The sequence below is a fragment of the Paraburkholderia sp. BL23I1N1 genome, from assembly GCF_003610295.1.
Taxonomy (GTDB): Bacteria; Pseudomonadota; Gammaproteobacteria; order Burkholderiales; family Burkholderiaceae; genus Paraburkholderia.
Window position 1 is genome coordinate 2,310,596 of record NZ_RAPV01000001.1, and the last position, 12,327, is coordinate 2,322,922.

11 protein-coding genes, 2 pseudogenes and 1 riboswitch are annotated in these 12,327 nt (G+C 60.5%); of the genes and pseudogenes, 5 read left to right on the plus strand and 8 right to left on the minus strand.

Translation table 11 applies throughout. The annotated features are described in order from the left end of the window. Positions 1-91: 91 nt before the first annotated feature. The 5 genes from B0G76_RS10900 to B0G76_RS10920 are packed head-to-tail and all read right to left on the minus strand — an operon-like array spanning position 92 to position 4,178. Positions 92-733 (minus strand): urea amidolyase associated protein UAAP2, encoded by a 642-nt coding sequence (locus B0G76_RS10900; RefSeq protein ID WP_183082025.1) that lies wholly within the window; start codon positions 731-733, stop codon positions 92-94. Between the two features lie 15 nt (positions 734-748). Then, the gene (locus tag B0G76_RS10905) at positions 749-1,453 is read right to left on the minus strand and encodes an urea amidolyase associated protein UAAP1 (RefSeq protein ID WP_120292014.1); all 705 of its coding nucleotides are present in this window, start codon (positions 1,451-1,453) and stop codon (positions 749-751) included. A 16-nt stretch (positions 1,454-1,469) separates the two neighbouring features. Further along, positions 1,470-2,261 carry an ABC transporter ATP-binding protein gene (locus B0G76_RS10910; protein ID WP_120292016.1) on the minus strand — a complete coding sequence of 264 codons (792 nt, stop codon included), beginning with the start codon at positions 2,259-2,261 and terminating at the stop codon, positions 1,470-1,472. Beyond that, positions 2,258-3,073, minus strand: coding sequence for an ABC transporter permease (locus B0G76_RS10915; protein WP_120292018.1), 816 nt, complete (start codon positions 3,071-3,073; stop codon positions 2,258-2,260). Before B0G76_RS10915 ends, B0G76_RS10910 begins: the two co-directional genes overlap by 4 nt. A gap of 34 nt (positions 3,074-3,107) precedes the next feature. Further along, the gene (locus tag B0G76_RS10920) at positions 3,108-4,178 is read right to left on the minus strand and encodes a putative urea ABC transporter substrate-binding protein (RefSeq protein WP_120292020.1); all 1,071 of its coding nucleotides are present in this window, start codon (positions 4,176-4,178) and stop codon (positions 3,108-3,110) included. 58 nt (positions 4,179-4,236) lie between these two features. Further along, positions 4,237-4,336: riboswitch (guanidine-I (ykkC/yxkD leader) on the minus strand. A gap of 390 nt (positions 4,337-4,726) precedes the next feature. Here B0G76_RS10920 and B0G76_RS10925 point away from each other — a divergent pair. Beyond that, complete coding sequence (locus B0G76_RS10925; RefSeq protein WP_120292022.1) at positions 4,727-5,494, plus strand: SDR family oxidoreductase; 768 nt, start codon at positions 4,727-4,729, stop codon at positions 5,492-5,494. Positions 5,495-5,567: 73 nt separating this feature from the next. On the opposite strand, the pseudogene B0G76_RS10930 reads toward B0G76_RS10925, so the two are convergent. The 3 genes and pseudogenes from B0G76_RS10930 to B0G76_RS10940 form a co-directional block, all read right to left on the minus strand. Beyond that, a pseudogene (locus B0G76_RS10930) lies at positions 5,568-5,975 on the minus strand (LysR substrate-binding domain-containing protein); the annotation flags it as partial. A gap of 27 nt (positions 5,976-6,002) precedes the next feature. Further along, positions 6,003-6,302 (minus strand): hypothetical protein, encoded by a 300-nt coding sequence (locus B0G76_RS10935; RefSeq protein ID WP_120292024.1) that lies wholly within the window; start codon positions 6,300-6,302, stop codon positions 6,003-6,005. 13 nt (positions 6,303-6,315) lie between these two features. Then, a pseudogene (locus B0G76_RS10940) lies at positions 6,316-7,398 on the minus strand (IS630 family transposase). A 57-nt stretch (positions 7,399-7,455) separates the two neighbouring features. Here B0G76_RS10940 and B0G76_RS10945 point away from each other — a divergent pair. The 4 genes from B0G76_RS10945 (at position 7,456) to B0G76_RS10960 (ending at position 12,265) form a co-directional block, all read left to right on the plus strand. Next, on the plus strand, positions 7,456-8,019 hold the full coding sequence (locus tag B0G76_RS10945) for a GMC oxidoreductase (RefSeq protein WP_259460547.1): 564 nt from the start codon (positions 7,456-7,458) through the stop codon (positions 8,017-8,019). Positions 8,020-8,063: 44 nt separating this feature from the next. Continuing rightward, positions 8,064-9,536 (plus strand): benzaldehyde dehydrogenase, encoded by a 1,473-nt coding sequence (locus B0G76_RS10950; protein WP_120296306.1) that lies wholly within the window; start codon positions 8,064-8,066, stop codon positions 9,534-9,536. Positions 9,537-9,918: 382 nt separating this feature from the next. Beyond that, the gene (locus B0G76_RS10955; protein ID WP_120292028.1) at positions 9,919-10,368 is read left to right on the plus strand and encodes an ester cyclase; all 450 of its coding nucleotides are present in this window, start codon (positions 9,919-9,921) and stop codon (positions 10,366-10,368) included. 334 nt (positions 10,369-10,702) lie between these two features. Further along, a complete protein-coding gene (locus tag B0G76_RS10960; protein ID WP_120292030.1) occupies positions 10,703-12,265 on the plus strand; it encodes a DHA2 family efflux MFS transporter permease subunit in 1,563 nt (520 codons plus the stop codon). The last annotated feature ends 62 nt before the right edge of the window (positions 12,266-12,327 follow it).

Consider the following 12,327-nt stretch of genomic DNA (forward strand, 5'->3'; position numbering starts at 1 on the left):
CGATCTGCGTGGGTCAGTTGTTCGCGCGTGCGGGTGCAGCATCGTCCGGCGCGAACCAGCATGACGAAGTAAATCCAGTTGCGGATACGCTTCAGTTCCATATCAGCAACTCGGCGGGCGTGGGGTTATAGGCGTTGCACGGATTGTTCAGCTGCGGGCAGTTGGAGATCAGCACGATTACATCCATTTCCGCACGCAGTTCGACATACTTGCCAGGCGCCGAGATGCCGTCTTCGAATGTAAGACCGCCTTCGGACGTCACCGGCACGTTCATGAAGAAGTTGATGTTCGCGCCGATATCCTGCTTCGACAAACGTCCGTCGTGCGCACAGGCGCGAAGGTAGTTATCGCGGCAGCTGTGCATGTAGCGCTTTTCCAACGCGTAGCGCACCGTATTGCTCTCCTGCGCGCAGGCGCCGCCGAGCGTATCGTGACGGCCGCAGGTATCGGCGACGATCATCAGCATCGGATTGCCAAGGTTCGAATAGAGTACGGTGCCTGTGGTCAGGTACAGGCTTTTCTGCCGGCGCAGCGTGCGTTGCGGGTCGAAACGCTCACGCGGATCGGCAAGACTGTAGAACAGCGTATCGACAGCCTGATTGCCTTCCAGATCGAGAATGCGCAGCGTTTGCCCCGCTTTCAGTTCATGAAGCCACGGTTCACCGGCCGCGAGTGTCACGCGAAAGACCGCCTGTTCTGGGCGTTTGTCACTGACTGTAAGCGTCGTTGTCATGATGTCAGGCCTCGCTCAAAGAAAGAAACGATCGGTGTTGATGAAACCGCGCACGTTTTCCTCGCACGAGGTTCGGCAAAGCTCGGCGACGTCGCGCTCCACGTGGCTCAACGCGAGCTTGACCGGCTTGGGTGCGTACTCCGGATTCGGATCGAGCGGATGCTGGATCGCGGTGAGCACGACGAGCGTGTTCATCGGCGCATACAGGTCGACGTAGTCGCCCGCCTTCGAATTGCCTGGCACGAAATTCAATGCGCCTGCGTCAGTGACATCGACACGGCTAAAGAGATTGAGCGTCATCACCAGGTCCGAAATGCCGAGCCCCCACTTGCCCATCTCGACGAGCAGGTTGTCGGTGCCGTTGCGATAGAACGCATTGCGCAGCTCCTGATAGCAGCCTGTGCCGTAGCGTTCGTGCACTTCTTCCGCGTTCGATACGCCGCCGATGCTGTCGTGCCATCCGCATGTGTCCGCAACGATCGCGGCAAGCACGCGGCCCATATCGGAGTACAGACAATGACCGGCGGTGAGTTTCGCCGTGTGCTGGCACTTCAGCGTATCGGGGAGGTTGAGCCGTTCGCTTTTCTCGCTGGCGTTGATCAACATGACGCTGACGTTCGCACCACCGCGCAGGTCGGTGATGCGCAACGACTGGCCGCGTTTGACGATCAGTGATACGTGACCGCCGCCGGGGACGGTTTCTTCGAGTAGCAAATCCATGTTATTCAGATTCCCGTTAGGCTGAGACCGCTTCGACACGCGATGCGCCTTCCACCACGGCACGGGCCATGTGAATGGACGATGCGGAGTCGCGGCTGTGGTCGAGCGGAATGTTGTAGGTGATGCGCGCGCCGTAGGCGCCGGGCGCTTGAGGATCGACGCGAACCTTGTCGAACACCAGCACGCGGCTGCCCAGCGTGAAGCCTTCCTTCAGATCATGCGTGACCATGAAGATCGTCAGCTTCGATTCGCGCCATAGGCCCAGCAGCAATTCATGCATGTCCTTGCGGATGCCGGGATCGAGCGCGCCGAATGGCTCATCAAGCAGCAACACGCGCGGCTTCATCATCACCGCCTGGGCAATCGCGAGACGCTGTTGCATGCCGCCCGACAGTTGCTGCGGATACTTATCCAGCGCCGCGCCGAGGCCCACGCGCTCCAGCATCGCTGCGGCTTCGTCACGTGCCGCACGCCGCGGTGCGCCGAACAGCCGGCCCGTGAACTTCGCGCGCGGCAATTCGAGTCCCAGCATCACGTTGCGCAGCACGCTCAGATGCTCGAACACCGAATAGCGCTGGAACACCACGCCGCGATGTTCATCGGGTTCCCTCGGCAAGGGTTCGCCGTCGAGCAGAATCTCGCCGCGCGTCGCCCGTTCCTGACCGAGCAATAGCCGCAGGAAGGTCGACTTGCCACAGCCCGATGCGCCGACCATCGAACAGAACTCGCCCTCTTCGACGCGCAGGGTCAATCGTTCGAGCACGACCTGATCGCCGTATTCCTTCCAGACGTTACGAACTTCGATCATCGTGCGCCTCCGCCATACCAGGGGAACGACCATTGCGTCAGGCGGCGCAGGAACTCGTCGGTGAGCCACGCGAGCAGCGTGATCCACGCGACGTAAGGCAGGATCACGTCCATCGCCAGGTAGCGGCGCACCAGAAAAATGCGGTAGCCGAGTCCGTCCGTCGAAGCGATTGCTTCCGCGGCGATCAGAAACAGCCATGCAGCGCCGAGTGAGAGACGCATCGCCACCAGTAAGCGCGGCAGCAATTGCGGCAGCACGAGACGCAGAATCAAGGTCCAACTGGTTGCGCCGAGCGTCTGCGCCTTGACCCACAACTCGGTCGGAATCTCGCGAGTCCGCGCATGCAGATCGCGGATGATCATCGGCGTAATGCCGACCACGATCAGTACCACCTTCGACAATTCGTCGAGTCCGAACACGATGAACAGAATCGGCAGCATCGCGAGCGGAGGTATCATCGAAATCACCGTGATGAACGGTGAAAACGTTGCGCTCACCAGCGGAAACGAGCCGGTCGCGATAGCCGCCACCAGGGCGATCACGGCACTCACCACGAGGCCGATGCCGAGCCGCCGCAAGCTCGATACCGTGTCGGACCACAGCAGATACTCGCCCGTGCGCTTGTCCTCGTTGAAAGCGACCTCCTTGATGGCGTCGCTCATTTGCGTCGCGCTTGGCAGCAGCTTGTCATCGGGATTGACCTTGAGCCGCATCGACGACCCGGTGAAATAAACCGCCATCAGCACGATGAACGGCAGCAACAGCAGCATCAGGCCGCCGCTTCGGCTGGGGCGTCGATTGATGAGTCGCATGGATGCGCGCCTTATGAAGTGCGTGTTGTCTGGCTCAGAGCTTGCCGGCCGCTGCCATTTCCACGTAGGTCGGATCGAAGCGCAGCTTCACGTTGCTCCTGTTGCCGATCACGACCCCCTTGTCGAACGCCATGCCGACCACGTCCGCGCTCTTCGCATCCTGTCCGAGCAGACCGTGATCGAAGGAGAACTTCGCGACGCGCGTCATGATCTTCGGCATGTCGGGGCTGGTGACGAAATCGACTGCGGCCTTCGGCGTGTAGAACAGCGCGGTGGTCGACAGTTGACCTTTGAAGCCCGCGAGATCGGTGCCCGATGCCTTTGCCATCGCGGTGAGCGCAGTGGTGCTGTCGGCGTTATTGGCTCGCATCAACGCGACCATCTCGAACCATGCGCCCGTCAGCGCCTTGCCGAGCGCCGGGTTGTCGTTCAAGGTCTTCGTGTTGACGACCATCATGTCCATGATTTCGCCGGGGATCTTGCTCGAGTCGAAGACTTCGGTGACGTTTGGTTGCGCCTTCAGGTCGGCAAGCATCGGGTTCCACGTCACCGCGTTGCGGACGGCGGGCGTGGCGAACGCACCCGAGATGTCGGCGTCGGACGTATTCACCACTTTGAGGTCGCGCTCGCTCATATGCGCGCTTTCGAGGGCGCGTGCCAGCAGGTAGTGCGATACCGAGAACTGGACCAGGTTGATCTGCTGGCCCTTCAGGTCGGCAATCTGCTTGCCTTTACCCTTGATGAGCACGCCATCGTTGCCGTTCGAATAGTCGCTGACGATCAGCGCCGTCGAATCCACGCCGCCCGAGGCCGGGATGGTCAGCGCGTCCATGTTGGTCATCGCGCAGCCGTCGAACTTGCCTGCGGTGTACTGATTGATGGATTCGACGTAATCGTTCAGTTGCACGACATCGACGTTGATGCCGTATTTTTTGGCCCACTTTGAAACGATGCCCTGGGTTTTGGCCTGCCCCCACGGCATCCAGCCCGCGTAAATGGTCCAGCACACCTTGAAGTCGGTGCGTCCGGCGGCAAACGAGGGAGTTGAAGCGACAGCGGCGAGAGAGACGGCGGCGATGCTGAGAATGCGAACGAGCTTGCGCATGAGGTTGACCTCGGAAGGGACGGTTAGCGACGGCAGGGAGCAGCGCAAACATCGCGTTCTCTCCCGGGCTTTTGTCCCGCCGTGTAACCTCACCTGAGGTCGACAGCTCTCGGACCAGCACCTGCGTGAAGCAGGCCGGAACCCTAGCCGTCCATTTCCAGATTGTGTGTTAAACCGGATGATGCGCCGGCTCCTTGCACGTCTTCCTAAGCTAGAAGCATGCCAAACGAAAATCGCCGCATTTCGGCGCGACACAGTAGGTTTTTGCCCCGCTCCGGTGACGGCGCGCACACCTGAGTGCCGAATCGGCACCGTGTCCGTGCATGGATTGCTGGAACCTCGATCGTCATGTCGCGGCCTGGATCAGAAAATGACCGCGGCCCATCGCCCTTGCCCTCCGGACATCTTGTCCGCACTGTCTGGAACCGCAACCTCCTTCATCATTCTCGCCGGGACGGCTACCTTGTCGTCGTGCAAACCATCCCCGGCTACAGGCTGATGCATAGACTGCTTCGCCCCTGTGGGCCGTCCTCAAAGGAGAACTCTCTATGTCCAATACGTTCAGAACATACGTCATTACAGGCGCGGCATACGGCATCGGGCTGGCAACCCGGCAGCTACTTGAGTCACAGGGCCATTATGTGATCGGCACGGATATTCGCAATGCCGAAGTCATCGCAGACCTGAGTACATCTGAAGGACGCACCGCTCTGGTTGAGCAGGTGGCGCAAAAAAGCGGCGGCGCGATCGACGCCGTTCTTGCCGTGGCAGGTGTCGATATTGCGGGCCCTGCCACCGCAGCAATCAACTATTACGGCGCCGTGGCAACCTTGCAAGGGCTCCGGCCACTGCTGCTGAAATCGGCGGCTCCTCGCGCCTTGGCCGTCTCCTCCATTACCTCCGTCCATCCCTACGACGAGCAGCTTCTGAACATGATGCTGAACGGCACAGAGGAACAGGCATTGGAACGGGCACGAGATGCGAACTACGCCTACGCAACATCCAAGCGAGCGCTTTCACGATGGATCCGGCGCAATGCGATCAATGCGGATTGGGCTGAATCGGGCATACCGCTGAATGCGCTTGCGCCTGGACTCGTCAAAACAGAATTGCTGGCGCGGCTTTTTGAGGACCCCGATAAGAAGCGCGCCGTTAGCGCCAGCACACCCATGCCACTCGGCGGCCCATACGAGCCTTCGGCCGCGGCCGAGTTCCTCGCATGGCTCGCCAGCGAAAAGAACGGCCATATGACCGGCCAGACCATTTTCATCGACGGTGGCGCCGACGCGGTGATCCGCGGCGATTCGGTCTGGTAGATATCAGGGCAATCTAACTCGGGAGCACTCGTGTCAACACTGCGCTGCAACACGGGCTGCTCGCCAGTGACAGCTATTGACGCGCCTTTTCGAGCGGCACGTGTTCGCTGATGAAATCGATGAACGCCCGAAGCTTCGGCGTGATATGTCTGCCGGATGGCCACAATAGCTGGAAGGTGTTGTGGTCAGTCGTGTATTCGTCCAGCACCGTCACCAGCCTGCCGTCATCGAGGGCATCGCGTACCGTGAAATCCGACATGTAGGCAATACCGAGACCTTCCAGCGCGAAGCACAAGCGTGCCTCGTTGGTATTGCATGTCACTGCTGCGGCGAGTTGCACCTCGGGGTCGTCGGCATCGCGCCGCAATTGCCAGACCTGCAGCTTGCCGGTGTTCGGCATGCGGAACTGAATGCACGCGTGTTCGGCAAGCTGCCCTGGATGTGCCGGTTTCCCGCGGCGCTCGAAATAGTCCGGCGCGCCGACTAGTACAACATCCCGTAAATACGTTTAATAATTATCAGGCTGCAAATAAGGCTGCAGGAGCGTGACGACCACATCGGCCATTTCGTCGAGCGAACCCGTGCCCGGCAGCGGTTCCCAACGCCCACTATGGCTGCGAAAGGCGGCGCCATATCGATTGCGGCCGAGCTCGGTGAGGCGCGCCACGACGGTTGGCTCGTCATTATCCAGACGTTTGATCAGCAAGTGGCGCCCGTAGGCTTGCGTGACGATCTGCTCATGACCGAGCAGGCTGCGCAGTTGACGCTGCAGTTCAGCAGCGTGGTGTTTGGCGGGTACAGCTGGCATCTGCGTTCCTCGATTACGATGCACCGCTTTGCAGCGGATAGCCCCGGAAACTCCATTTGAAGGGGCGTGCGGCCTGATTGTGCTCGCCGACGAACTGCCCGGTGCGCTCGCGCAGGTGCGCGGTGCTGGTGTGGCTGGCATGGCGCAGCACCCGGCGCGTATAACGGGCAAACCAGAGTTCGATCTGATTGACCCAGCTTGCGTGCAACGGCGTGAAGTGGAAGTGAAACCGCTTGCCATGCCGCGCATTGAACGCCTGCCAGACGGCCTGCGCGCGATGCGTGTTCAGATTGTCCCAAACCACGTGCACCTGTTTATCTGGGTACGCGCCTGCCACGCGTTCCATGAAGGCTACCAGATCGTCCTGGGTGCGCCGCTCGCGGCACTCTGCCAACACCTTTCCGGTATGCACATCGAGCGCAGCAATCAACGCCTGGGTGCCGTGACGGATATATTCGAATTCACGGCGACGCAGCCGTCCTGGCGCGGGTGCCCGTCCCGGGTGCTTGCGCTCAATGGCCTGAATGCCGGTCTTCTCGTCGATGCTGAGCACTACCGCGTTTCGCGGCGCCTTGCGCTACAGCTTGCAAATCACGTTGACCTTCTCGCGAAAGGCCGGGTCTGGACTGTGCAGCCATTGCCGGACCCGGTGCGGGCGTACGTCGCCGGCCTGCAGAATGCGCTGCACGTGACTGCGGCTGATCTGCCCGACGACGCCGCGCTCCACGGCACGCGCCGCAATCTCGTCGAGCGTCGGCGTGACCCGTCCCTCAGGCTCCTGCGCTTCACACGCCAGCGCAATCAACTGCAGTCGCGCTTCGTGCGTGATGCGTGGCGGACGGCCACTGCGCTCGCCCTCGCGAATACCCTGGACACCTTGCCGGGCAATGCGCTTGCGCCACAGGCAGACCGTTTGCACCGAGACACCCAGTTCCCGCGCAATCACCGTATTGGAGTGACCCTCGTGGGCCCACAACGCGATACGCGCCCGCATCACATCTCGCTGCATAGCCGTCTTCCGCTCAATCAGCGATAGCAGTTCCTGTCGTTCTTTATTCGCCAGCTTCACTGGCGTTGCACGGCGGCCTCGGCTCATCCGGTCATGATAACCGGGGCAGTTTATTATTCAATCTATTTTCGGGATGTTGTACTAGTGTGGACACGCTCGCAGAGCGCGGCGCCCGGCGATCTTGATATCCAAATCTCGGGCACGCATCTGATCGATCCGAAGGTCAGCCCCACCGGTGGCGCAATCGTTCTGGCCTGTGCAGTGACTCTGCCGAAGTCGATCGGTCAGTTGCGGCTATCGAGTCGCGATCCGCGCGCCGCACCGGAGATTCGCTACAACTTTTTCGATGACCAGAATGACCTCGGCCGGTTAGTCGAAGCCGTGCAGTTGTCTCGCCAGATCGGTCGAAGCGCACCGTTTCTGGACGTGATCGATCACGAGATGGCGCCGGGCAACACCGTAGACGACGGCAAGGCGCTCAGAGCGAACATCGTGTCGAATGTCGCCGCTTATCTCCACCCTACCTCGACCGTGCCTATGGGCGCCGACTCCGATCCCACCGCCGTCGTCGACGCGTGGGGCAAGGTGCGTGGCGTCGAAGCGTTGCGGGTCGTCGACGCCTCGATTATTCCCGACATTCCGTCGGTGCCGACGAACGTCACGACCATCATGCTGGCCGAGCGCATCGCCGCGAAATTGTCCGCGTGAATCTGCGCGGATTCGAACAGTTGCAGCATTCTGGTGAACTGAACATGACGACTCAAGCACTACTCGCTCCGACAGAAGTCTGGAGCGCGAAAATCTACAGCAATGGATGGAAGAACCCCGGCCTCGGCAGTGAAAATGTGATCGAGAAGGCAACGGGCGCGAAGCTCGGCGAAATTGGTATCGCTTCGCCGGAAGATGTGTCGGTAGCAGCCGCTATTGCCCGCGAGGCCCAAAAGGATTGGGCAACCACACCGGGCCCGCTGCGCGGCGATGTACTCAGGGAGTTTTCCCGGCTCGTGCTGACGCACGCCGAAGAACTCGCCGATCAGATCGTCAGGGAGACCGGCTCGATCAGGGCGAAAGCATTATGGGAAGTCCAGATGTCCGCCCGGGAAGTGCTGGAAGCCGCTGCTCTCGGCAGTCAGCCGGTGGGCGTGCTCACGTCCACTGCGGAGGCCGGTCGCCAAAGCATCACGCGGCGTATTCCGGTGGGTGTGATCGGCGTCATCACGCCCTGGAATTCACCGTTCATTCTGGGCTCGCGGGCGATCGGCCCGGCCCTCGCGATGGGCAATGCGGTGATACTGAAGCCCGATTTGCAAACACCGGCGGCGGGAGGTGTCAGTTTCGCACGTCTGTTCGAAGAAGCCGGGCTGCCCGCGGGGCTCTTCCATGTTCTGCCTGGCGGCGCCGAGACGGGTGCGGCACTCGTCGAGGAACCGCTGGTCGATATGATCAGCTTCACGGGGTCCACTCGCGTGGGGCGGCAGATTGGCTCGATTGCGGGCGGCCAGCTCAAGCGCGTCTCACTCGAGCTTGGCGGCAACAACCCTTACATCGTACTGGACGACGCGGATATCGAGGCGGCAGCGAGCGCCGGAGCATGGGGCTCTTTTTTCCATCAAGGACAGATTTGCCTCACGGCCGGGCGTCACCTTGTCCATGAGAAAGTCGCCGAAGCGTATGCCGAAGCGCTGGCAAGAAAAGCCAAGGCGCTGATCGTCGGCGATCCGTTTGACGAGAAGGTTCAACTCGGCCCCATCATCAATGAACGTCAGGCTGCCAATGTAGAGCGCATTGTCGCCGAGACACTCGCCAGGGGCGCAAAGGCATTGACCGGCGGCTCGCGCAATGGGCTCTTTTTCGAACCGACTGTTATCACTGGCGTGACACGTGGCATGGCCGCATTCGAGGAGGAGATCTTTGGCCCCGTGGCGCCGATCACCATGTTCAGGACCGGCGACGAAGCGGTCGAGCTCGCCAATGCTACGGAATACGGACTGGTCGCGGCTGTCGCGTCGGCCAATCTCGCTCGAGCGCAAAGCATTGCTGGCCGGCTTCACTCCGGCATCATCCACATCAACGATCAGACAGTGTTGCACGAGGTGTATGGTCCGATCGGTGGAGTCGGCGCATCGGGCAACGGCTTCAATCACAGCACGCTGACTAACGCCGATCAATTCAGCGAGTGGCAATGGATCACGACCCGGTCGCGGATTCCCGCTTATCCGTTCTGATTCCGCTACACGCGGACGCTGCAAACGCGGCGCCCGCGTTCCTTTTCACATCTGAGCAATTGCGCAATCAGATTACGCCGGCAGTCCGGCGCCGCCCTTCCGTTTTTTGCTCTTCAATTGCTCCGAACTTGCAGCAACGCCTGAAGGATACGGTCACACCTCTTGTCATCTTTACGGACTTCCGCGCGACGCCGGGCGGCATGACATGTTTGACATAGGAAACCGGTATCGCGACGCGTCATGCGTCTCGACACCAGGCCTTCGATATTCATCGAGTATTGCAGCAAGAAACGAGGGGCCGCCGACGGCTGGTGCAAATACCGTGCAGGTAGAGGGAAGCGTTTGTGTTTCTCTCTGCCAACCACTGTCAGAGGAATTCATCATGTCTAGAGAAGATGACAACAAGGCCGTCGTGGGACGCTGGTTCAACGATTTCTGGGGCAAGACCTGCAACCTCGATATCGTCGACGAACTGGCTGCGCCCGACATGCTGCTTCGCTACTCGCTGCACGAAGCACGTCGTGGCCGCGAGGACATCAAGGCATTCATGACCGGTTTCCGCGAAGCATTTCCAGACCTCAACTTCTGGGGTGCCGCTGATCTCATCGCCGAGGGAGACTATGTAGTCGGTCGCTGGGAAGGCGGCGGTACGCATACCGGCCCGGCATTCAGCGACTTTCTGATTGGATCGTTACCTGCGGCGACCGGCCGGAAAATGCATTTCACAGGCACCACCGTGCTACGACTCAACGCCGGCAAGATCGTCGAAGAAATCGGACTGGACGATGGCGTGACCGCCCTTCAGCAACTCGGGCTGATCAAGGCAGTGTGATCGGACGTGCTCGACCCGGCGCGGGCCGTCGCAAGAACTTTGCGACGGCCCGCCAGTTCCATCAAATCCGCCAGTCGTCGTTTCGCGCATTCGCGAGCGGCGCAGAAAAAATTCTTGCATCTATCTGCTGTATCAGATAATGTCACATCAGAAATAACTGCGACCGAACCACCGCGTAAATGCTGACCACTCACCCGCGCATGCCTGCGCGGGCTCCAGGACAGATTTCCCGGGCGAATGGCTTTTATTTTTTTGCTCATATACCTGACATATCAGATATTGTGGTTGCCGAAAACTGGGCAGCCGACCTCCGGATCAACTTACAGGATGCAAGATGAACCCGTCGACAACTGCAGGCGCCCCGGCGCCACTAACCGGCGCCAGATTCGCACTTGGCACGCTCGCCGTGGCACTCGCCACGTTCATGAACGTGCTGGACTCGTCGATCGCTAACGTCGCGATTCCGACCATATCCGGTAACCTGGGTGTGTCCGTCGACGAAGGCACGTGGGTCATCACCCTGTTCGCCGCGGCCAACGCCATATCGATTCCGTTGACCGGGTGGCTCACGCAGCGTGTGGGCCAGGTCAAGCTGTTCGTCTGGGCGATCCTGCTGTTCGTCTTTTCGTCATGGTTGTGTGGCCTGGCCTCCACCCTGCCGATATTGCTGGCGGCCCGGATAGTGCAAGGCGCTGTGGCAGGCCCGCTGGTGCCGCTTTCGCAGTCGATGCTGCTCGGCTCGTTCCCGAAGGAGAAGAGCTCGAGTGCGCTATCGCTCTGGGCAATGACGGCCACTGTCGGCCCGATCGCGGGACCGGCATTAGGCGGCTGGATTACGGATAGCTACAGCTGGTCGTGGATTTTCTACATCAACATTCCGGTGGGCCTGTTCGCCGCCGGCACGATCTGGGCGATCTATCGCGACCGCGAAACACCCGCACGCAAATTGCCGATCGACAAGGTGGGCCTGTTCTCGCTGATCGCGTGGGTCGCATCGCTGCAGATCATGCTCGACAAGGGCAAGGATCTCGACTGGTTCAACTCCCCGGTAATCTGGGCGCTAAGTGTGTTCGCGCTGATCAGTTTCGTGTTCTTCCTGATCTGGGAATTGACTGAGGAAAAGCCGATCATCAACCTGCGGCTCTTTGCCGGACGCAACTTCCTCGGCGGCACGGTGGCGATTTCGGTCGCGTATGCCGTGTTCTTCGCGAACCTGGTCATCCTGCCCCAATGGATTCAGGGCTTTCTCGGTTACCGCTCGGTCGACGCAGGGCTCGTCACCGCGCCGCTCGGCATCTTCGCGGTGATCCTCGCGCCGTTTCTGGGCAAGATCATGCCGAAGTCGGATATGCGGGTGCTCGCCACGCTTGCCTTTCTCGGCTTCGCCGGCGTGTTCTTCATGCGCTCGCTTTACACGACGGGGGTCGGCCCCTATACCCTGGTTCTTCCGACCCTGCTGCAAGGCATTCCCACCGCCCTCTTCTTCACGCCGCTCACCGCGATCATCCTGTCGGGCCTTTCGCCTGACAAGATCCCGGCGGCGGCCGGTCTCTCGAACTTCGTGCGGATCTTCGCCGGCGCAGTGGGAACATCGCTGTTGAGTACCGGCTGGAACAACCGCACGATCCTGCACCATGCGCGACTGACTGAACAGACGAGCGTGAACAATCCGACCTTTGTCGACGCCATCGCCAACCTGCAGACAACGCTCGACGTCAGCACGGCCAAAGCCACGGCGTTCTTTGAGGCGTCGCTGAACGCACAAGCCACGATGCTGGGGTTGAACGACATCTTCTGGCTGTCGGGGGGCATTTTTCTCGTGATCATTCCGCTGATCTGGGTGACGAAGCCCGGCAAGGGCGCGAGCGCGGGCGCAGCGGGTGCCAGTGGGCACTGATCGATGTACGGAACGAAACCAGTCGCGAAGAACGGGAGTAAAAAAATCTTGACTATATCTGA

What these genes read in the sequence shown, in the direction of transcription:
- B0G76_RS10900 (WP_183082025.1), bottom strand. Translation starts at nt 733, where the DNA reads ATGACAACGACGCTTACAGTCAGTGACAAACGCCCAGAACAGGCGGTC.
- B0G76_RS10905 (WP_120292014.1), bottom strand. Translation starts at nt 1,453, where the DNA reads ATGGATTTGCTACTCGAAGAAACCGTCCCCGGCGGCGGTCACGTATCA.
- B0G76_RS10910 (WP_120292016.1), bottom strand. Translation starts at nt 2,261, where the DNA reads ATGATCGAAGTTCGTAACGTCTGGAAGGAATACGGCGATCAGGTCGTG.
- B0G76_RS10915 (WP_120292018.1), bottom strand. Translation starts at nt 3,073, where the DNA reads ATGCGACTCATCAATCGACGCCCCAGCCGAAGCGGCGGCCTGATGCTG.
- B0G76_RS10920 (WP_120292020.1), bottom strand. Translation starts at nt 4,178, where the DNA reads ATGCGCAAGCTCGTTCGCATTCTCAGCATCGCCGCCGTCTCTCTCGCC.
- B0G76_RS10925 (WP_120292022.1), top strand. Translation starts at nt 4,727, where the DNA reads ATGTCCAATACGTTCAGAACATACGTCATTACAGGCGCGGCATACGGC.
- B0G76_RS10935 (WP_120292024.1), bottom strand. Translation starts at nt 6,302, where the DNA reads ATGCCAGCTGTACCCGCCAAACACCACGCTGCTGAACTGCAGCGTCAA.
- B0G76_RS10950 (WP_120296306.1), top strand. Translation starts at nt 8,064, where the DNA reads ATGACGACTCAAGCACTACTCGCTCCGACAGAAGTCTGGAGCGCGAAA.
- B0G76_RS10955 (WP_120292028.1), top strand. Translation starts at nt 9,919, where the DNA reads ATGTCTAGAGAAGATGACAACAAGGCCGTCGTGGGACGCTGGTTCAAC.
- B0G76_RS10960 (WP_120292030.1), top strand. Translation starts at nt 10,703, where the DNA reads ATGAACCCGTCGACAACTGCAGGCGCCCCGGCGCCACTAACCGGCGCC.